This is a genomic window from Shewanella sp. TC10, assembly GCF_009663145.1.
In the GTDB taxonomy this organism is placed as follows: domain Bacteria; phylum Pseudomonadota; class Gammaproteobacteria; order Enterobacterales; family Shewanellaceae; genus Shewanella.
Genome location: NZ_VKHR01000020.1, coordinates 1 through 18,833 on the forward strand (window position 1 = coordinate 1; position 18,833 = coordinate 18,833).

The 18,833-nt window shown below is 40.0% G+C and carries 22 protein-coding genes; 12 read left to right on the plus strand and 10 right to left on the minus strand.

Going from position 1 to position 18,833, the window contains the following annotated elements; all coding sequences use genetic code 11:
• Positions 1–290: 290 nt before the first annotated feature.
• The 3 genes from FNZ24_RS08895 to FNZ24_RS08905 all read right to left on the minus strand — a co-directional run bounded on the left by FNZ24_RS08895 (position 291) and on the right by FNZ24_RS08905 (position 2,067).
• Positions 291–563 carry an HU family DNA-binding protein gene (locus tag FNZ24_RS08895; RefSeq protein ID WP_144212622.1) on the minus strand — a complete coding sequence of 91 codons (273 nt, stop codon included), beginning with the start codon at positions 561–563 and terminating at the stop codon, positions 291–293.
• A gap of 210 nt (positions 564–773) precedes the next feature.
• The gene (locus FNZ24_RS08900) at positions 774–1,571 is read right to left on the minus strand and encodes a response regulator (RefSeq protein ID WP_153914131.1); all 798 of its coding nucleotides are present in this window, start codon (positions 1,569–1,571) and stop codon (positions 774–776) included.
• Positions 1,572–1,659: 88 nt separating this feature from the next.
• A complete protein-coding gene (locus FNZ24_RS08905) occupies positions 1,660–2,067 on the minus strand; it encodes a hypothetical protein (RefSeq protein WP_153914132.1) in 408 nt (135 codons plus the stop codon).
• Between the two features lie 104 nt (positions 2,068–2,171).
• On the opposite strand from FNZ24_RS08905, the gene FNZ24_RS08910 reads away from it, so the two are divergent.
• Positions 2,172–2,681, plus strand: coding sequence for a DUF4240 domain-containing protein (locus tag FNZ24_RS08910; RefSeq protein WP_153914133.1), 510 nt, complete (start codon positions 2,172–2,174; stop codon positions 2,679–2,681).
• 123 nt (positions 2,682–2,804) lie between these two features.
• Here FNZ24_RS08910 and FNZ24_RS08915 read toward each other — a convergent pair whose 3' ends face one another.
• Positions 2,805–3,131 carry a hypothetical protein gene (locus FNZ24_RS08915; protein WP_153914134.1) on the minus strand — a complete coding sequence of 109 codons (327 nt, stop codon included), beginning with the start codon at positions 3,129–3,131 and terminating at the stop codon, positions 2,805–2,807.
• Positions 3,132–3,442: 311 nt separating this feature from the next.
• Between FNZ24_RS08915 and FNZ24_RS08920 the strand changes: the two genes are divergently transcribed.
• Entirely contained in the window at positions 3,443–3,973 is a 531-nt protein-coding gene (locus FNZ24_RS08920) for a DUF3016 domain-containing protein (protein ID WP_153914135.1), read from the plus strand.
• Positions 3,974–4,027: 54 nt separating this feature from the next.
• Here FNZ24_RS08920 and FNZ24_RS08925 read toward each other — a convergent pair whose 3' ends face one another.
• Entirely contained in the window at positions 4,028–5,770 is a 1,743-nt protein-coding gene (locus tag FNZ24_RS08925; protein ID WP_153914136.1) for a GGDEF domain-containing protein, read from the minus strand.
• A gap of 262 nt (positions 5,771–6,032) precedes the next feature.
• Complete coding sequence (locus FNZ24_RS08930; protein WP_153914137.1) at positions 6,033–6,344, minus strand: prephenate dehydrogenase; 312 nt, start codon at positions 6,342–6,344, stop codon at positions 6,033–6,035.
• 49 nt (positions 6,345–6,393) lie between these two features.
• On the opposite strand from FNZ24_RS08930, the gene FNZ24_RS08935 reads away from it, so the two are divergent.
• Together FNZ24_RS08935 and FNZ24_RS08940 are read left to right on the plus strand one after the other, a co-directional pair.
• A complete protein-coding gene (locus FNZ24_RS08935; RefSeq protein WP_153914138.1) occupies positions 6,394–7,305 on the plus strand; it encodes a TraB/GumN family protein in 912 nt (303 codons plus the stop codon).
• 159 nt (positions 7,306–7,464) lie between these two features.
• Positions 7,465–8,334, plus strand: coding sequence for a MaoC/PaaZ C-terminal domain-containing protein (locus FNZ24_RS08940; protein WP_228768426.1), 870 nt, complete (start codon positions 7,465–7,467; stop codon positions 8,332–8,334).
• A gap of 71 nt (positions 8,335–8,405) precedes the next feature.
• On the opposite strand, the gene FNZ24_RS08945 is transcribed toward FNZ24_RS08940, so the two are convergent.
• Positions 8,406–10,031, minus strand: a complete 1,626-nt coding sequence (locus FNZ24_RS08945) for a mechanosensitive ion channel family protein (RefSeq protein ID WP_153914139.1) — start codon at positions 10,029–10,031, stop codon at positions 8,406–8,408.
• Positions 10,032–10,136: 105 nt separating this feature from the next.
• Here FNZ24_RS08945 and FNZ24_RS08950 point away from each other — a divergent pair, with 105 nt between their 5' ends.
• Positions 10,137–10,469, plus strand: a complete 333-nt coding sequence (locus tag FNZ24_RS08950; RefSeq protein WP_153914140.1) for a hypothetical protein — start codon at positions 10,137–10,139, stop codon at positions 10,467–10,469.
• Here the strand turns inward: FNZ24_RS08950 and FNZ24_RS21830 are convergent, their stop codons facing one another.
• A complete protein-coding gene (locus FNZ24_RS21830) occupies positions 10,470–10,595 on the minus strand; it encodes a hypothetical protein (RefSeq protein ID WP_267463727.1) in 126 nt (41 codons plus the stop codon).
• A gap of 219 nt (positions 10,596–10,814) precedes the next feature.
• On the opposite strand from FNZ24_RS21830, the gene FNZ24_RS08955 reads away from it, so the two are divergent.
• From FNZ24_RS08955 to rraB, 6 genes are all read left to right on the plus strand, one after another.
• Positions 10,815–11,105 (plus strand): ABC-type zinc uptake system zinc chaperone, encoded by a 291-nt coding sequence (locus FNZ24_RS08955; protein WP_228768427.1) that lies wholly within the window; start codon positions 10,815–10,817, stop codon positions 11,103–11,105.
• 77 nt (positions 11,106–11,182) lie between these two features.
• Complete coding sequence (locus tag FNZ24_RS08960; protein WP_153914141.1) at positions 11,183–12,448, plus strand: hypothetical protein; 1,266 nt, start codon at positions 11,183–11,185, stop codon at positions 12,446–12,448.
• On the plus strand, positions 12,432–13,340 hold the full coding sequence (locus FNZ24_RS08965; protein ID WP_416384829.1) for a metal ABC transporter solute-binding protein, Zn/Mn family: 909 nt from the start codon (positions 12,432–12,434) through the stop codon (positions 13,338–13,340). The genes FNZ24_RS08960 and FNZ24_RS08965 overlap by 17 nt, the downstream gene beginning before the upstream one ends.
• Positions 13,341–13,344: 4 nt before the next feature.
• The gene (locus FNZ24_RS08970) at positions 13,345–14,130 is read left to right on the plus strand and encodes a metal ABC transporter permease (RefSeq protein WP_153914142.1); all 786 of its coding nucleotides are present in this window, start codon (positions 13,345–13,347) and stop codon (positions 14,128–14,130) included.
• A gap of 202 nt (positions 14,131–14,332) precedes the next feature.
• A complete protein-coding gene (locus FNZ24_RS08975; RefSeq protein WP_153914143.1) occupies positions 14,333–15,064 on the plus strand; it encodes a 1-acylglycerol-3-phosphate O-acyltransferase in 732 nt (243 codons plus the stop codon).
• Between the two features lie 55 nt (positions 15,065–15,119).
• On the plus strand, positions 15,120–15,515 hold the full coding sequence (rraB, locus tag FNZ24_RS08980) for a ribonuclease E inhibitor RraB (RefSeq protein ID WP_153914144.1): 396 nt from the start codon (positions 15,120–15,122) through the stop codon (positions 15,513–15,515).
• Between the two features lie 82 nt (positions 15,516–15,597).
• Here rraB and FNZ24_RS08985 read toward each other — a convergent pair whose 3' ends face one another.
• Positions 15,598–16,560 (minus strand): sensor domain-containing diguanylate cyclase, encoded by a 963-nt coding sequence (locus tag FNZ24_RS08985; protein WP_153914145.1) that lies wholly within the window; start codon positions 16,558–16,560, stop codon positions 15,598–15,600.
• A 60-nt stretch (positions 16,561–16,620) separates the two neighbouring features.
• Complete coding sequence (locus tag FNZ24_RS08990) at positions 16,621–17,616, minus strand: response regulator (RefSeq protein WP_153914146.1); 996 nt, start codon at positions 17,614–17,616, stop codon at positions 16,621–16,623.
• A 378-nt stretch (positions 17,617–17,994) separates the two neighbouring features.
• On the opposite strand from FNZ24_RS08990, the gene FNZ24_RS08995 reads away from it, so the two are divergent.
• Positions 17,995–18,801 carry a crotonase/enoyl-CoA hydratase family protein gene (locus FNZ24_RS08995; RefSeq protein WP_153914147.1) on the plus strand — a complete coding sequence of 269 codons (807 nt, stop codon included), beginning with the start codon at positions 17,995–17,997 and terminating at the stop codon, positions 18,799–18,801.
• Positions 18,802–18,833: the final 32 nt, after the last annotated feature.

The following is an 18,833-nucleotide window of genomic DNA, read 5'->3' on the forward strand; positions in this document are numbered from 1 at the left end:
GATCYCTCTAGTTTTTCTTATTCATTGAGCTTGTTGCTTGATAATCGGGCAGCTAAGTTCAATGTTGATTTTATCTGTATGAGGTGTTGCTAATGGTGTGCCATGTTTATAAATTGAGCTATATCAGTGCTTTGTATGTTTTTGCACCGACTTGTAGCAAGAATGTTGCATTAATATGATGCGGTGGTGCACTTGTTTTGTGCGTTTAAACGGCGTTTTTTAGGAGGTAACAGAGGTTTTAGGCATAAAAAAACCTCCGAGTAGGAGGTTTTATAATTCAAGCTGTTAAATTAATTAACGCTATCTTTTAGTGTTTTACCAGCTTTGAATTTTGGTACTGTCGCTTCTGCGATTTGAATTTCTTTACCGGTTTGTGGGTTACGACCAGTACGTGCTGCACGAACTGAGGTTTCAAAAGAACCAAAACCTACGATAGAAATCTTGTCACCATTTTTCATGGCTTCAGTAACAGTTTCTTCAAAAGACTTTAGTGCGCGACCAGCTTCAGCTTTAGTTAACTCAGCATTTTCTGCAATTTTTGCAATTAATTCACTTTTGTTCATGTTGATATTCTCTGCTTTCCATAGATGTGTTTATTTAAAACTAGATTAACATGCCATAAGCCATGGGGGTTTAAAAGCCTTTTATCCGATAAATGTGTAGCTATAAGGCATTTAGGCGACATTTAAGGCGTAAATTACCCAATTGTGCTACTTCACAAGAGAAAACGACTAGTGATTATCTTGCTTTGTCGGCTCTGCAGCCATGGTTATTTACTCTTCTAGTAACTGATACAGCAATTGCTTAACGAGTTTTGGTTCAAATGGCTTATCACATAATGCATTCACACCTGCGCTTGAAACATTGCTCAAATGAGTGTCGTTGGCTTCAGATGAGACCATGAGAATAGGAATATGTGATTGTTGGCTTTGGTTGCGAATATACTGAGTCAGGGCTAATCCATCTACACTAGGCATATTGTAATCAGTAATGACCAAATCAAACATTTGCTGCTGCATTAATTCAATTGCCTCTGCGCCATCTTCAGCTTCAACAATAATTCTAATGCCTAGATTACTGATGGTGCGCTTAATGACGTTACGTGCCATCCTACTATCGTCAACGACTAAAGTACGTATGTCTTGCACATCAAAGTGGCTTAAATCCAATTCATCATTACTGATTAAGTCGATGGTCGAATTGAGTGCAGTCGCAAGATGATCGGCATCAAAGGGTTTTGGTAGAATGGCAACCACACCTGATTGCCTAAATATTTCAAGTTGTTCACGGCGACATTCGCTAGACACGAGCATAAATTGAATATCTTTATAAGCGGGTTGCTGTTTTATAAAGCTCAGAAGCTCAATGGCTTCGCCATCTTCAAAGTGTAATGCACTTACAATGAGATCGGGTGTATGGCGAGCAATGATTTCTTTCGCTTCCGTAATACTCGAGGCTGTTTGAATACTGTCAACACCTTCTTGGTGCAATTTAGCAATAATGATTTTTCTTTGAACGTCAGAGGGTTCCAGCAGTAAAATAGATAATTCACTGGGTGATAAATGGCTCATGCTACTTCTTCTTATTATTTGAATTGAGTCTTACTGAGCTCATTTTAACCTAAGCATGACTATGAATACACTCATAAGCCTTTATTTGTTAACAACCTTGTTGCAAATAGGCTTTGGTTTTTTGGCTAAATGCGACCCAATACTGAAAACCAAGTACCATAGTGATAGTCAGTGCAATTGCTGGAATTGGCAGGTTAATGCCATTGAATTCAACTTTCACATCTTCAGGGGTAATTTGATAAGCGATAACTGCCGTTGTTGTTAAGGCTAGGGCTGCAAGGGTTTGAATCCCTAAGTATATCTTAAACACCATACCTGCCCATTGAGTTCGTTTTACTAAGCCGAATAACACCGGAATGACCCCGATGGTAAACAGATCTATGCCTTGAATCGAATAAGAACGCAGTAGCGCTAAAATGGACAGAAACACATAAAAGGTCATCAGAATGATGAGTCTACGCGGTGGTTTAATGTTTTCAGTGCTGAGTTTATTCATGGTGATAAGGTACTGGTAATAAGGTTTTAGATTTTATGTGGTGTAGAATAACGCGAGTAGAATCAATTTTGTGAGTTGTTTGCAAAAGAATTTAGGAAAATGAAATGACAGATGCTGAATTTTGGTCACTTGTGACCCGAACTGAACCGCAGCAAACCGAACAGCAATGCCATGATGCTTTAAAAGATAAACTGACTCAGCTTGATGATGACTCCCTAGCAGCCTTTGACAAAATGTTTGGTCAACAAATGCGTCGAAGTTACACTTGGTCTATTTGGGGCGCGGCCTACATTATCACGGGTTGCGACTCTGATTATGCTTTTGCTGAGTTCAGAGGCTTTTTATTATCGCTGGGTGAGCAGTGGTATAACAAGGTGATCTCGGAGCCAGATTGTTTAGGGGATATTGCCTTGTGGCCTACTAAAGATGGTTCAGCTTATCCGTTCATAGAAGATTATGATTTAGTTGCGGGTCAATTATATGAGGATAGAACTGGCGATGAGCTGCCATTTGTCCCTTCAGGACAACATTCTCCGCAAGGGAAAAAGTTTAGTACGAAGAAGAAAGATTTAAGAAAGAACTACCCTAAATTAAGTGAACGTTTCCCATTCTAGTTGTCATATCTGCGCGCTGATGAGAGCTGATTATGTCAATGGAATATAATACCGCACATAAAAATGCAGCCACTGCTTAATCAGTGGCTGCATTTTTGTATTAATGGGGTTTAACCTTGCTGCTTAGCCGTCACAAACTTCAGACTGAGTGTCAAAATCCATGCCGCGTTGTTCACATTTCTCATCTAAGAACTTATTTTCAGCAGTTTCTAGCTGTTTATTAAAATCTTGATTGAGCTCTGATACATATTCTTGTTCTGCTGAAGCCATGTATTGGCTCAATAATTGTTGGTGCTCTTTAATTGCCTGTTCACCTTGAGCATCCACATCAAATTGATGAGCAAAACTTGAAGAAGACATAGCGATGGCGACTAGGAAAGTTGCAGCTAAAGACAGTTTTTTAGTCATGCTAGTCATAGATAAAGCCGCTTTGGTTGTGTTCTTGTTCATATTATAACTCCAGTCATACACGTAGGTTAATTTTGCGCTATTTCCTTGAGCGATAATGTCAGTGACGCAATCATTTAGTTGTTAAATGAGTCTGTGCGTTTGCTTGGGATGTATATTAGCGAAAGCTTGCTGAATAGAAACTGAACAGAGGTTGATGTCTTTTTGAACATTAAAGTGTTTAGCTTATTTGTAAACTCGCTTATTTCCTACAGCAAAATTAATCACATTACGTTAAGCTGATATACAGGTTAGGTTTTTATACTAATGGCATCAATTAGGTTTGAGATATTTAAACAGCCAGGAGACGACATATGAAGGTTAAACATCTACTTATTGCAGGCGCATTAATGTGTAATGTCGCTATTGCAGATGAAGAAGTGGTCCCAAATCCAGTGACTGAAGAGGGAGTTGTTAAAGTCGAATGGCAAGAGCCAAACAAATATCGCGATTTAAAAACAGCTACAGAAGTTAAATCGCGCTTTCAACAGCGTTTCTTTGACACTATAACCGAAAACGTAAATAAAGAAGCTAGCAAGATCCTCAAGCCAAACCAGAAGCTTGAAATGCAGGTTTCTGATGTTGATTTAGCCGGTGATTTACGCCCAACATTTGGCGCAACGACGGCAAATGAACTTCGTATCGTTAAGGATTTGTACCCACCAAGAATGACCTTTACTTACAGTATTACTGAAGGTGACAAGGTGATTATGGCCGGTGATGAAAAGCTGGTTGATATGAATTTTATGTATGGCACTAGCTCAAAACGAAATCAAAAGCCATTTCAGTACGAGTCTGACATGCTAAAAGATTGGTTAAAGAAAACAGTTGAGCCAAAGTTATAATCACTGATTAAAATTCAGCTAAACTCGAAATTAAAAACCGAAACGGCTTATTGATTAAGCCGTTTTTTGTTGGTTTTTATTCAACGAATAAAAACCATTTTTGGCAAATTTTGCCTGTTTTTTAGCATCAGCACTTAGCATTGATAATTCATGATCTGTGGTACTTGCGGTGACCTCTGGGGGTAAAACCCCTACGCATAAAGAGATTAATGGGTGGTCAACCATTTTGTCTTGACGATCTTTAGCGTGCATGGTTTGTGATTGCCAATGTTCGGGAGAATAAAATGTTTGCTTACTGGCCTCAAATTGCTCAATGATTTTTTGGCTGTGGCTTATGGCGTCAGCACAGGTGCTTATCATCACGAAATCATCTCCACCAATATGACCTACAAAACTTCGGTCATGCTGATGATGAGCGAGGAGGTTTGCTACTTCCATAATCACTTCATCCCCGCGTGAAAAACCATAAATGTCGTTATAAGGCTTAAAGTGGCATAAGTCGAAATAAGCGAGAAAGAAGGCTTTGTTCTGCGACCGTAAACGCTTTAGCTCCTCTTGAATTGGGACATTACCCGGTAAATTACTTAAAGGGTTAGCGTGTCTTGCTACTTTAATTCTATGTTCAGTAATACGTTGTAATAAGTCCTTGGTGTGTCCAATACCGATGAGTTTTTCATGGCGTAAAATAATAAATTGTTGAGCGACGGTGGTGGCATGCTCTGATGTGAGTAATTGACTGACGCTGGATAATGGTTCGCTGGCATCTATTTTTAGCACCTGCTTATCCATCACAGCACTCGCTGGATGATTTTCGTGTAATGCTCGGCCATAAGGCGTACTAAATAATTCTAGAATATGATTACGACTCACTATTCCTTGGGCTTGACCATTTTCTGCGATAACAATCGCTTGTAAAGCTGGCTGAGTGATAAATTGTTCGCTTAGTTGCTTAAGTTTCGTATCGGGTGTGGCGATATTGGCCGGGGCACATAAGCTTTCAGCTGTTTCGCAATAACGGTTTTGCGCAGGAAGCGGCATGGAAACTAGATTCGAATCCATGTGAGTATTAGGCTTTATATGTGGGCGACCCAGTAAATAACCTTGGCAATAAGTCACGCCTAATTGCTTGAGCATGGTCAACTCTTCAGGTGTTTCAATGCCTTCAGCAATGACTTTACAAGTTAGGTTTTGACATAGCTCGACAATGGAGCGAACAAATTCTTGTTTTACCGCAGTACTATCAATTTGGTGAATAAAATGGCGGTCGATTTTGACATAGTCAGGCGATAACTCTGACCATAATCGTAAACCAGAGTAGCCTGCACCTAAATCATCTATGGCGGTTAAAAAGCCTTGGTTGCGGTAATGATTTAAACAGTCTTTTAATAGATCTATGTCATCAGCAGGGTATTGTTCAGACAGTTCGATGACCACATCTTCAGGACGCAAGCCCATTTGTTTAATTAATTGAAGTGTTAGCCCTTTGGGGTGTTCTGGGTCTAGCAATGCTTTAGGCGAAATATTAATAAACAATTTGCCATTAAGCTGGCATGCCTTAAATGCATTGATAGAAATGCTACGACATAAGGTTTCAAGTTCGCTTAATTTGCCATAGTGCTCAGCTGTTTTGAATAAGGGCACTGGTGAAAAAAGAGGGCTGTGTTCTGGACCACGGCTTAATGCTTCAAAACCATGAACTTTCTGATTAGTGATATTAAAAATTGGCTGAAAGATGGCGTTGATTGACTGCTTATTTATAATTTTGGCAAGTTCTTTTTCTAGATCTATAACGCTCATTGAATCAATTCCATAGCAATTTAATTTTTCAGTCTATGGCAGAAAAATGACAGAAATATGTCGTTAATAGTGAAATCTATTTAAAAACCAAAGTATTAAGAAATTATTTGTTCTAAATCGATGCATCATTTTTCGGTAAATGACTAATGCTTAGGGAGCAAATGGAATTTATTGAACTGGTGGAGTTATTGACTGAGCTTAGCAATAACAGCCAATAAAAAAGCAGCTATATGCTGCTTTTTTATCAGGTATTCGACAAGCGTTACTTGGTATTCTGTTTGAATAAATGCAGTGTTTTTAATAAGGCTGCAATTTTTTGAACATGAGCTTCAAGCGCTTCAGGTGGAATATGAGTAAGGCTTTGTAGTTCCTCTAACTCATTTGCAAGTTCCTGAACATAAGGCAAAAAACGGTTACTTTTTTGGGTAAATCCTTGTTCTTCAGTAAAGATTGCAACAAACTTACCATGGCCAGCTTGACGTAATTCGTCGAGTCTTTTGTCGGCATCAATGGCTTGACGGTATCCTGTTTGCAAACTTTCTTTTAATTGCTTGATAACTTGGGTATACGGCATGATAGCCTCATTTACATCATAAAATTAAGTTAAATTATAAGGGGCTGGCATGGGACTAACAAGTCAAATACCGTCAAAAATCGCAATGATGCTGCAGTTTTGCTTAAGTAAATTCACAGCTTTAGGGGTTTTATCATTACTGCTCTCTAGTGCTGCATTGGCTGCAGAGTCAGATAAGCCGCCATTTTTTAAAGCCAGCTATCAAGATAAAGAAGTATATTTATTAGGTTCAATCCATATAGGTAAAGCCGACTTTTATCCACTGCCACTGCAAATTGAACAAGCGTTTGTAGAATCCGATGCATTGGTGGTAGAGGCTGATGTGACTAAAGCCAATGTGCAACAATTGCTGCAACAGTATGGTTTTGCTAAAGGGGGCCAACTTGATATTAATAGTCTGTACCCTAAGTACTGCGGTAAAAATCAAACCATGTGTGATGGCTTAAAACCTTTGGCAACATGGCTTCAAGCAAACCAAATAGGGGTAGCCCGATTTGCCAGTTTAGGTTTTACCCCTGAAGCTGGAGTCGATGTTACCTTTATCGCCCGCGACCCTTTAAAGCCCTTGTTAGAGCTTGAAAGCGTACAATTTCAGTTTGATCTCATTTCCTCATTTTCAGATAAGACGCAGCAACAATTATTGGATGAAGCCATAAATGCCACTGATGATGACATGCTTAAGTTAGTATCAGCATGGCGAACGGGGGATCATCAAGGGATAACCGATATTATGGAGCATCAAGCTGAAGATTCTGAGGAGCTGTTAGATAAATTACTTTGGCAGCGAAATCATACAATGACAAAACGTATCGTTGAAATTTTGCAGCAATCAGATTATCAACAACTGTTTGTCATCGTCGGAGCTGGGCATGTAGTAGGTCAGCAAGCATTACCTGAGTTGTTACAGAAATCAGGTTTACGTGTGGTTGATTGTTGGCAAACACGATGTAATGCGTATTGATTATGTGAAATCCATTTCGGATTTTTTAGCGAGATGAGTCATTTTTTGACTGATGTTATCAATCTAGATGTATAATAGTGCCAATGAAACATTTTATGACGCAGTGTTTAGGTTGGCTAAATACTGCGTTTTTCAGTTATTAAGGAAAAGGTAACTCATTTGAGTAACGACTACTCTATAGAATTAGCTTCTATGCCATCGTTGTTGTCTTTATATCGCAAGATATTACTGTCTCGTAAGCCTGGTTGGGATCAGCAACCTTTGCCGAACGTTAAAGTTCAGGCAAAAGGCATTCAGCTTACAGAGAAAAAAATCCACCAGTATGCGGATGTATGTGAGTTTGAATTTGACGGTAAAATTTTACCGCCGACCTTTCTGTATGTACTCGCATTTAGACTACACGCGACAATATTTACGGATAAAGCGATTACTTTTCCATTACTTGGAATGATCCACTTAAAGAACAGTATTAGTTTACACCGACCTATTCTTGCTAATGAAGTGTTTGATGTTCAGTGTGAACTAACCTCAAGCCAAACCACAGATGCAGGCCTTGAGTTTGAATTAGTATCAAAAATCTATGTTGGCGAAGAGTTAGTTTGGGAAGCGTTATCTACTTATCTTTATCGCATTGAATCTAAAGGCCGTCGAGCCAGACCTCCACGTGCTTCAGATATGACTTGGGAAGATGTGCAAACATGGTCATTACCTGAAGACCTAGGCCGAAAATACGCGAAAGCATCTGGCGATTATAACTTGATCCATTTGCATCCTATCGTATCAAAGCGTTTTGGTTTTGAACGTGTATTAGCACATGGTATGTGGTCGAAAGCGCGTTCGTTAGCGGCACTAATGCAGTTTATTGGCGATCGTCCTTTTAAAGTTGATGTCGAGTTTAAACTGCCAGTGTTTATGCCATCAGAAGTGACCTTTGCTTTTGAAAGTATGGAAAATGGTAAGCGTTTTGAGATGCGTGATATTAAAGGCCGTCGCCCGCATTTACTGGGCAACATGACTTATCTCGATTAAATAATGTGTGCAACCAGAAGACATTAATTAAAAAGCCCGAGTGGTTCACTCGGGCTTTTTGTTGGATTAGACTAATCTTCCGCTTTTTGATGATAAATATGCACATCTCGTTGCGGGAACGGAATGCTCACACCTTGCGCATCAAATTGCATTTTCACTTCACGAGTAATGTCCCAATATACATCCCAATAATCAAGCGGGTCTGCCCATGGCCTTACAATGAAATCTACTGATGACTCACCTAGAGTATGCAGCTTAATCATAGGTTCTGGGAATTGTTTTACCTTAGGATGAGCCGATACAATATCTGCTAGAATTTTTTCAGCTTTAGGGATGTCATCGCTATAACCAATACCGAAAATCATATCAACGCGGCGCTCTTTCTCCACTGTGATGTTATTAATGGTATCACCCCAAATTTTATTGTTTGGAATGATCAGACGTTGATTATCGAACGTCATCACCGTTGTGGACACTAAGCTCATGTTACTGACTTTACCTGTAACACCTGCTGCTTTAATTAAGTCACCTACATCAAATGGACGATAAATTAAAATCATCATACCTGAGGCAAAGTTTGATAGTGTGTCTTGCAAAGCAAAACCAATAATCACACCCGCAATACCGAAACCAGCAAGTAATGGTGCTAATTCAAATCCAAGTTGTGATAATGCAATCAGTAACCCTAGTGCATAAATGACGTTACCTGAAATAGAGATAAAGAAATCTTGTAGCAACTTACTAAAATTAAGCTTTGACGAATTAACAGCTTTTCTAACGACTTTTCTGATTACTTTAGCGACTAAGCTTGCTAGAGAAATAATGATCAAGAAAATGATAATTTTAAAAGTCATTCCTGCGCCATTTTCCAGTGCTTGATTTTTAGCAATGGTCATCCACTCTTCGATAAGGCTTGAAGCCACATCAAAGTTCAACACATCTTGAGTGATATCGCCCGATACGCTAAACAGAGTTTGCTTTATCTGGGTAGTATCTTGGCCGAGGGTTTCCAACATCTCGATGGCTACATTCAAGCTTGTGGTATGCATTGCTAAGCGATCTTTAAGTAATGAAACTTTACTTTTTTGATCTGCAGTAATGTCAGCACCCGCACTTGAAGCATCGTCAACCGCTTCTTGTAATTGTGCTTGAGTATAGGTGACTAAACTTTCAAAGTAATCGGCTCTTAGTAATACTTCGGCAGTTAAGGCTGCTTCAGCATTGGCTACATTAATATTAAGAGACTTACCCCAGTTGATTGTTTCTAATTCAGCTTGAAGATAATGATCTCGATCTTCTTCGCGTTTGATAATTTGTTGCATAATGACTGCATCATTATCTCCACCAAGCTCCATTTTTAGCTCAGAGGTTCTTTCATCAATGTACTGACCGACTTTATCCAGAAAGATTAATTGCTTATTCACTTGCGGAACTAAGTAATCTAAATCTGGTTCAGGTTGTTCAACCAGCGTGGCGAGTTTTTCGCGTAATAAATTGGTTTTGACACGAATACGATACTCACTGACATCTTTAAGTTCACCTTTAGCGGTTTTTAGCCAAAGAATATCGGTATCGATGGTTTTTTGTAATTGTTGAATTGCTTTGCTTGTTGCTGGATCAACGGCAGCTGCGAAACTATTACCAGAAAAGCTAATTAAGCTGATGAGACAGCAAATAACAAACAGAATTCTTGGCATGATTAACGTCCTGTAGAATGGTAGAACGCTAATGATAAGTTATTGGATGAAGTTTGACGATAATTTGCTAAACTTACGCACTTTTTATTTTTAGATAGGCTATCTATGGCTGCCTTGCAGTGTGCACATTGTCACAAACCTATTTCGGTCAGTAAAGTTACTGGAACGCGCGGCAAAGGGTTTTCGTCGCAAATACAATGTTATCATTGTCAGGCGTGGTTAGGACGTCATGGTATGCTAACGCTACTAAAAGTGATTGGCTTTTATACGGCTGTGATTGCTGGTGTGACAGGGTATTTTGTTGAAGGGTTGGCTAATATTATCACCCCCGTGATCATGCTGTCGCTGATACTGACGGGGGTAACACATTTGATGGATCACCTGTTAGTTATCGAAGCGCCTGAAGAAGACGGCAAATCAACAGATGAAACCAAATAATTAATCAACAACTTGCACTTGGTTTTCTAAAGCTCTTTCAACGTAATAAATACCGCCAAGTACAACAACGCCAATGATGACCATTGTTAAAATAATACCGATATTGTCTTTGAGCAAATTCATCATAGTTAAATCCTCTGTCTTGGCTGGCTAAGCTGCTATATATGGCTAATATTTTAGCTTTTTCAGCTTAAGCTAATCTTAAAACAGCATAACGATGATCGTCTTAAGTTGCTATGTTATGTCACGAATTTTATTAAAAAGTGATTTGTAACACTCTATTTGTTGCTTTTTTTTTGAATTTTTTTAAGATAGCTCAGATTTTTAAATGCAAGGATGAGTTTGGTGCATAGATTTAGACCGATAAAGCGCAGTATTGTGGTATGGCTTTCAGCCATGCTAGTACTACTGTCGTTTGCGGCTTCTGCACATAACGCTATCCATGACCATGATGCCTTAAGTACTAGCTGTACTTTATGTGTTCATCAGCATCAGTTTAATGCTTCACTTCCCTCATCTGAATTAAGCGTCGCGGTTGTACGTCAGCATTTCGAGACTGTCACATACAACTGCCGAACTTATTTCAGTGTCCACCAATCGCTTTACTCCAGTCGCGCACCACCATTTTTCTCTTAATTTAACAACGTTAACCTTAATTTTTTATTCGACTATCACAGATGATGGACGAAGACTTGTTGTATTTTGGAGATAAAATGTCTTATTTAAACAAACGCCTTTCTTTAGTTGCAGTTGCATGCGCATTCGCTTCAACTCATACTTTAGCTGAAGATTCTAGCTTAACAAACCCTAACATTAGTGCGGTTCTAGATGGTTTTTATCAGACTGGAGATCGAGGTTTAGGCGGACGTGAAGAAGGTTTTGGCCTAGGCGAAACAGAGTTGGCGATTAGTGCAAACATTGATGACATGTTTTACGGAAAAGTGACCGCTATTTTAGAGTCTCACGACGGTGAAACTGAAATTGAACTTGAAGAAGCGTTTATTCAAACAATGGGGCTTCCTGCTGGTTTAGGTATTCGTGCTGGTCGCTTCCTATCTGATGTTGGTTACTTAAATAATCAGCATTTACATACTGACTCTTTCGTTGACCGTCCTGGTGCATACCGCGCATTCATGGGTAATCATTATTTTGATGATGGTGTACGTCTTACTTATGTTGCTCCGACTGACCTTTACTGGACCATGGGTGTTGAAGTCTTTAAAGGCGACAAAATGCGCGCTGCTGACATGTATGAAGAGCATGAAGAAGGTCATGACGAGGATGAAGAAGAACATGAAGAGCATGGACCACGTGATTATGACACTGTAGGTGTGTACTCTGCCTTTACTAAATTCGGTGGCGATATCGGTAACTCAAGCTCTTGGCAGGTTGGCTTAAGCTACTTATATAATGCCAATGGTAAGGTCATGGTCGTAGAGGGTGAAGAGGAAGAAGGCCATGCTGATGAAGAACATGAGCATGAAGGTCATACCCATAGCGCATCTTACACGGGTGAAAATACGTATATCGCAGACTTTGTTTATAAATGGGCGCCAAACGGTAACTACAAATACCAACATTTAACTGTGAGTGGTGAATACTTCAGAGTGACGGATACTTTTTCGTTTGAAGAAGGCGACCATGGCCACGAAGAGGAAGATCATGATCATGAAGAGTCTCATGGCGATGATTATTTTGAAGGTTGGTACTTAAGTGGTGTTTATCAGTTCTCTCCTCATTGGTCTGCAGGTGTTCGTTACGGTGAAGTTGATACCTATGAACTTCATGGTGACCATTTAGATCCTCAAAAACTAAAAGAAACTGAGCTAAGCTTAGCTTGGCATCACAGCCACTTCTCCACTGTGCGTCTACAATATACAAACCAGAAAGGAACCAACTTTGATGGTTTTGAAGACGACAACATTGTTTCTTTACAATACGTAATGACATTAGGAGCTCACGGTGCGCATCAATTCTAAAAAACTCATTGTGATGGGGGCGCTTTGTAGTGCCTTTATGACAAGTGCGGCGAATGCCCAGTTAAATGTGTTTGCGTGTGAGCCTGAATATGCAGCCTTAGCGCAAGAGATTGCGCCAGAAGCTAAAATTTATTCAGCGACAAGTGCAATGCAAGATCCGCATTTGGTTCAGGCAAGACCTAGTTTGATCGCTAAGATGCGCCAAGCAGACCTTGTTGTCTGTGCGGGTGCTGATTTAGAGGTGGGCTGGTTGCCAATGTTACAAATGAAGGCATCTAACAATAAAGTGCGTTCAACCGATAAGGGTTTATTCTACGCAGCTGAGCATATTGATACCTTAGATAAGCTTGAACATGTCGATCGTTCTATGGGTGATGTTCACGCAAAGGGTAATCCACATCTGCACTTTGACCCGCGTAAGCTACTTAAAGTGGCGACAGCCCTAACGGCTAAAATGGGGCAGTTAGATCCTGAAGGTGCAGCAGGTTATCAGGCAAAACTTACCGACTTCACTGACCGATGGCAGCAAGCTATTCCTAAATGGGAAGAGCAAGCGGCTAGCTTGAAAGGCAAGAAAGTGATTGCCTATCATTCAAGTTATCGTTACTTGTTTAACTGGCTGGGTATGGAACAAGTTGCTGACTTAGAACCTAAACCTGGCATTCCACCTAGTAGTGGCCACTTAGCAAAATTGGTTAGTCGTAGCCAAGAAGGCGATGTGATGGCGATATTAGTGACATCTTATCAAGATGAGCGCGGTGCTAATTGGCTTGGTGAACGCACGGACTTACCTGTGCTAATTCTGCCTATGTCAGTAGGTGGCAACAGTGATAGCACAGATTTGTTTAGCCTTTATGATAGCGTTATAACAATGCTTACAGAGGTTCAATAAACTTATGCTTGATCTCGATTTGCTACCTATTTTAATTCCTGCATTTGTTGCTGGCTTACTCGTACTGTCTACTCATGTTGTATTAGGCCGCCAAGTATTAAAGCGTGGGATTATCTTTATTGATTTGGCCATTGCTCAAGTGGCTGCTTTAGGTGCAATCGTATCGCATATGGACCACAGTATTGAGGAACTCCCTTTTTCTCATGTGTGGATGCCTGCGTTATTTGCATTGGTGGGCGCAGCTTTTATTGCTTGGTTATCTAAAAGATTTGCTGATGAACTTGAAGCGATTATTGGTTGTTTTTATGTGCTGAGTGCGGTGGCAGCCATGTTACTGCTATCGAATGATCCTCATGGTGCTGAGCTATTAAAACAGCTAATGTCCGGGCAAATATTATGGGTTAACTGGTCTCAGCTTGTCCTGCCAGCCATTGTTTCAGCCGCTATATTGGCGTTAATCGTGATTAAACCACAAGTGTTAGACGGTGCTGGTTTTTACTTCCTGTTCGCCATTGTCATAACACTTTCGGTTGAATTAATTGGCGTCTACTTGGTCTTTAGTACCTTAATCCTTCCCGCTTTGGCACTGAATAAGTACCAAGGTAAAGGGTTATTGGCACTTGCCTATGTGGTTGGATTTGTTGGATACATTGCAGGGCTTATACTTTCGGCCACTTATGATTTACCGAGTGGTGCTGCGATTGTAGCTGCGTTAGCTATAAGTGCGATTCTAATGCGAGTATTCTTGTCGATGAAGGTGCCAAAAGCGGCTTCATTGCCAAGTAACTAAATACTCAAATCAGCAACACACCCAATAAAATCCGAGTCAAACTGTATAATTAATGATGCGTTAATGTTTAACGCATCATTAATTCATCTTGGCTGGTGTATAATCATTTAAGCTTACATTTGTAAACTGAAACCAAACAAACCATTGAGTCCAGCATCAGTGCTGGCTATACTGTCGCCACTTTCTTCGCAGGAGTCTGCTTGTGCTGTTAATTGCTCGTTCAATTATTCTTGCAGTGTTATTAACACTGGCGTTTATTTTCGCAATAATTCTTTGTCTTGTTAGACCAATGCATCGTGACAATGTCCATGTTATCGCTCGAATTTTTTCATCAGTTGCGCCAATTCTTGGTATTAAAGTGATCAAGCGTTATGCCACTGAAGAAAGTCCAAAAGAACCAAAAATCTATTTAGCCAACCATCAAAATAACTTTGATTTGTTTACCCATACTTCCGTTGTCCCTAAGGCTACAGTGAGCTTAGGCAAGAAAAGCTTGGCGTGGATGCCGTTATTCGGACAAATTTATTGGTTATCAGGCAATATTTTAATTGACCGTAAAAACCGCCATAGTGCCTTTGATACCATGGCAAAAACGGTTGAGAAAATGAAAAACAAACTATTATCAGTTTGGATTTTCCCAGAAGGAACCCGTTCTCGTGGCCGTGGTTTATTGCCTTTTAAGGTTGGTGCTTTTCATACTGCTGTCGCTGCCAAAGCGTCTATCGTGCCAGTACTGGCTTCTTGTCAGAATCATATTAAATTAAACCGCTGGAATAATGGCGTGGTGATTGTGGAAATGATGGCACCGATGTCGACAGCTAATGTTGATAAAGCGGATGTCAAAAAGCTTTGCGCTAAGGTGCATGAAGCAATGTCAGCGCGTTTAGCTGAACTAAATCAAGAAGCATCGGCATTAATGGCTAAACCTCAGTAAAATTATCACGTATAATTAGCGATTAGCCGCATAATTTTGTTAACGGAGTTACTCCATGTCTATTGAAGGTCTACTAAAAGAGCAGTTTGCTGAAAACCGTGAAATCATCCAAGCACTATTAGATGATGGTTCGCAAGCCGATGCTGAATATACAATCGAGCATCACTTTTCTTCGACTAATTTTGATCGTTTAGAAAAAGCGGCTGTTGATGCATTTAAGTTAGGTTTTGAAGTTAATGATGCAGAAGAAATGGAACTGGAAGATGGCTCAACCATTTTCTGTTTTGATGCCATTGCCAATCATGCACTTGAAGCTGACTTGTTAGATAAAGCTTGCGAGCAACTGATGATTTTAGCTCAGAAACAAAAAGTGGATTATGACGGTTGGGGCACTTTCTTTGTTGGTGACGAAGATGACCTTGATGAAGAACAAGATGAAGATGAGTTTTAATTAAGCACAAATTCATTATTGAATTTCGATTAAAAAGCCCACTCAAATGAGTGGGCTTTTTATTGTCATCTATTCTGTATTACTATTTTTCTGAGTAGACTGAAGTTTGGTTTCGGCCATTTTCCTTTGAAAGGTATAAGGCTTTATCTGCACCAGATAACCAGCTAGCGCTGTTTTTAGTCTCTTCAGATAAGGCGTTGACTCCAATACTAATGGTCACCTTAATAATTTGGTTCTTGTAGACTACTTGAGAGGCTTCTACCTTCTTACGTAATCGCTCAGTGAAGTACTTAGCTTCGTCTGCATTGGTATTGGTTAAGACAACCGCAAACTCTTCCCCGCCGTAACGCCCTGCAAAGTCAGTCTCCCGCAGAGATTGTTTTAAGATGTGAGCAATACTTTGAATTACTTTATCACCAGCAGGGTGTCCATACTTATCATTAACTTGTTTGAAATGATCGATATCAATCATGATCATGCTGCCGTTTTCACCGTAACGCGCAAAGCGCTCATACTCTTTCTCGAAGCACTCTTGCCAGTGGCGTCGGTTATATAGTTGAGTCAGACTATCGGTTTGACTGAGCTTTTCTAATTTCTCATTAGCGGCTTTAAGTTGGAGTTTGTTGATGGCGACATCTGTCACGTCATAAACAATGATACTAATATGAGTAATATTGCCAGTGAGTGAAGCGAGTGGCAGCAAAGTGATGTTTTGGTACATGTGATCTGCTCGGCCAGTGATTGGGCGATAGTTTTTAAACTCGAACACATTGGGACGTTGCTCCCAACTAATAAAAGATCGGTTTTTGAGTAAGAAAACCGACTCCATCTTTTGGGTGAGCCATTCATTAGGGAGATCAGGAAAGGTTTCAAACAGGTTTTTACCTTTAATGGCGTTAGGCGACACACCACTGTGGTTTTCCATGAAGCCGTTCCATAGTTGGATGTTGTAATTACGATCTAATACGACCAGCCCGACTTCTATGGTTTGCACCATATCAATAAGCCAGTGAAGTTCGTTCATTGCATTTTGATCAGTAGACATGAGTAACATCCAACTTTTTTATTATTTTAATTATTTACGAAATTTCGCTAATAAATTTGATTAATCGAGTAAGTAACCCAGCTTAAAGTTAAGTGTGGGGATTGAGTCTTCAGTAAATAGCAGCAATAAATCACACTGAATATCGTGGTTCTCAATTTGGTAATTGATCTCCATTGCTAAGGTGCGCTGCCATTTTTCAGAGTTGTCATGAATGAGTTCATTAACCGTGCAGTGACGCCCTAACACCACAGGGTGTCCTTGGCTAAACTTCATGTCTAATTGCTCTGAAATACCATTAAGAAACGCGCCAATAAGTACATTACCGGTGTCGATTAACACTTCAATTTCATTGTTAGCATCTTTTGGGTTTTTATGGCCCATTAGTTTTGCCATGTCTTCAAAGCTTGAATCATGAAATAACAGTAATGCTTCACCTGCTACGCCAGCACCAATGAACCCTTGGCATAGCGCTGAAATTTTCGAGCTTTCTTCAGTGGCTTTTAACGCCATAGTAAGTTCACTCACTTCGAGGACGTTTACATTAGGGATAGGCAGCATCACAAACACATCGAGTAGTGTCGCTAGAAGATCAGCCGCGCGCCCCATAGCAACGTTAGCGATTTCTTGGCAGGCATCACGTAAGTCAACTTCAAACATCGGCGTGTCATCGCCAGCGTCTTTAAGTGCTAAGGTGAGGATGCCGTACTCTTCAAGGATATTACTGATGGACTCAGCGCTAACGGGTTTTTGAATAAAATCCAAAGCACCTAACGCTTTTACTCTTTCATGGGCTTTGATCTGAATATCGCCAGACACAACGATGACCAGTGCGGGCAAATCTTCTTTTTGGATCGCTTCTAATACTTCATAACCATCCATAACAGGCATATTTAAATCGAGAAAGACTATCTCGCCTTTACCTGCACGAATAACCTCAAGCCCCTCAGCACCATTGGTAGCGTAACTGATGTCAACATCCCATTCCTTGGGTAAGGTTCGCGCCATTTGCTTTCTGGCTAATCCTGAGTCATCGCATATCAAAATAGGAATAGTCATAGAGACAGATGATCCTTTTACGGGGTTATTATTATTATTTAGTGTAGTCGAAGATCCTGCTAATAAAGCATATTTCATTGAGCAACAGTGGGTTAGCTGCTGAAATGTTGACCTCTGTACATCCTACATTTATTAAACAATATTTTACAACTTATTACTGATGATTAGCACCAAAAATCGACAAAATTTTGGCGTTTATCGCGAAATTGTATCTTTTATGGCGGTTCCTTATATCGTTATTGATACAACTGTTTATTGCTGGTGTTTTTTGTGGGTTGATTTGGTTGATTAATTTTGTGCTTTGGCTGTGGTTAACTATTCGCCAAATTGTAGATTTATGTTAACTTGCAATCTGGACTGACCAGTAAAGGATGAACCATGGATAACAAGCTTGTTAAGTTAACGATAGAGAATGGCATTGCTCATGTCATGCTTAATAGACCTGATAAGTACAATGCCCTTAATTTCGACATGTTTGTTGCTATTGATAAAACCATCAAAAAATTACATAAGAATAAATCTGTTAGGGTGGTTATTTTATCGGGCGCAGAAGGTAATTTTAGTTCTGGTCTGGATGTAAAAAGTGTTTCTAAATCAATCATGCCAGCTTTGAAGTTATTATTTAAATGGCTTCCAGGTAATGCCAATCTAGCTCAAAGAGTATCGCTAGGATGGCAGCGTTTACCTATTCCCGTTATCGCTGTAATCGAAGGTATTTGTTATGGCGGAGGGGTGCAAATTGCTCTAGGGGCTGACTTTAGGTTTGCCAGTCAGAATGCACAATTATCTATAATGGAGTCTAAATGGGGACTGTTACCTGATATGGCTGGATTGGCTGGTTTAAGACAAATTATGCCAAAAGATAAAGCGCTGCAGCTAACGTATACCGCAGATATTATCACTGCAGAAAAAGCCTTAGAGTTCGGTCTAGTGACAGAAGTGTATGATGACCCACACCATCAAGCTCAGTTATTCGCTGAAAAACTAATGTTACGCTCGCCAGATACCAATGCAGCAGTAAAACTCAGCATTAATAACAATTGGTCTGGCACTCTTCGTAGTTTATTGAGCCGTGAGTCTTTAAGCCAAATTCGTTTATTAGTCGGAAAGAATCGCAGTATTGCTGGGCATAGAGAAATTAAAAAGTCTGAAAAGCCTTATCAAGACCGTCAATCTGGTTGGTAGTTTTAGGCTATAGCCGTTCGGCTTTAGTAGTT

What these genes read in the sequence shown, in the direction of transcription:
- FNZ24_RS08990 (WP_153914146.1), bottom strand. Translation starts at nt 17,616, where the DNA reads ATGACTATTCCTATTTTGATATGCGATGACTCAGGATTAGCCAGAAAG.
- FNZ24_RS08930 (WP_153914137.1), bottom strand. Translation starts at nt 6,344, where the DNA reads ATGCCGTATACCCAAGTTATCAAGCAATTAAAAGAAAGTTTGCAAACA.
- FNZ24_RS08945 (WP_153914139.1), bottom strand. Translation starts at nt 10,031, where the DNA reads ATGCCAAGAATTCTGTTTGTTATTTGCTGTCTCATCAGCTTAATTAGC.
- FNZ24_RS08995 (WP_153914147.1), top strand. Translation starts at nt 17,995, where the DNA reads ATGGATAACAAGCTTGTTAAGTTAACGATAGAGAATGGCATTGCTCAT.
- FNZ24_RS08920 (WP_153914135.1), top strand. Translation starts at nt 3,443, where the DNA reads ATGAAGGTTAAACATCTACTTATTGCAGGCGCATTAATGTGTAATGTC.
- FNZ24_RS21830 (WP_267463727.1), bottom strand. Translation starts at nt 10,595, where the DNA reads ATGATGAATTTGCTCAAAGACAATATCGGTATTATTTTAACAATGGTC.
- FNZ24_RS08900 (WP_153914131.1), bottom strand. Translation starts at nt 1,571, where the DNA reads ATGAGCCATTTATCACCCAGTGAATTATCTATTTTACTGCTGGAACCC.
- FNZ24_RS08950 (WP_153914140.1), top strand. Translation starts at nt 10,137, where the DNA reads ATGGCTGCCTTGCAGTGTGCACATTGTCACAAACCTATTTCGGTCAGT.
- FNZ24_RS08935 (WP_153914138.1), top strand. Translation starts at nt 6,394, where the DNA reads ATGGGACTAACAAGTCAAATACCGTCAAAAATCGCAATGATGCTGCAG.
- FNZ24_RS08985 (WP_153914145.1), bottom strand. Translation starts at nt 16,560, where the DNA reads ATGTCTACTGATCAAAATGCAATGAACGAACTTCACTGGCTTATTGAT.
- FNZ24_RS08905 (WP_153914132.1), bottom strand. Translation starts at nt 2,067, where the DNA reads ATGAATAAACTCAGCACTGAAAACATTAAACCACCGCGTAGACTCATC.
- FNZ24_RS08910 (WP_153914133.1), top strand. Translation starts at nt 2,172, where the DNA reads ATGACAGATGCTGAATTTTGGTCACTTGTGACCCGAACTGAACCGCAG.
- FNZ24_RS08960 (WP_153914141.1), top strand. Translation starts at nt 11,183, where the DNA reads ATGTCTTATTTAAACAAACGCCTTTCTTTAGTTGCAGTTGCATGCGCA.
- FNZ24_RS08915 (WP_153914134.1), bottom strand. Translation starts at nt 3,131, where the DNA reads ATGAACAAGAACACAACCAAAGCGGCTTTATCTATGACTAGCATGACT.
- FNZ24_RS08895 (WP_144212622.1), bottom strand. Translation starts at nt 563, where the DNA reads ATGAACAAAAGTGAATTAATTGCAAAAATTGCAGAAAATGCTGAGTTA.
- FNZ24_RS08970 (WP_153914142.1), top strand. Translation starts at nt 13,345, where the DNA reads ATGCTTGATCTCGATTTGCTACCTATTTTAATTCCTGCATTTGTTGCT.
- FNZ24_RS08925 (WP_153914136.1), bottom strand. Translation starts at nt 5,770, where the DNA reads ATGAGCGTTATAGATCTAGAAAAAGAACTTGCCAAAATTATAAATAAG.
- rraB (WP_153914144.1), top strand. Translation starts at nt 15,120, where the DNA reads ATGTCTATTGAAGGTCTACTAAAAGAGCAGTTTGCTGAAAACCGTGAA.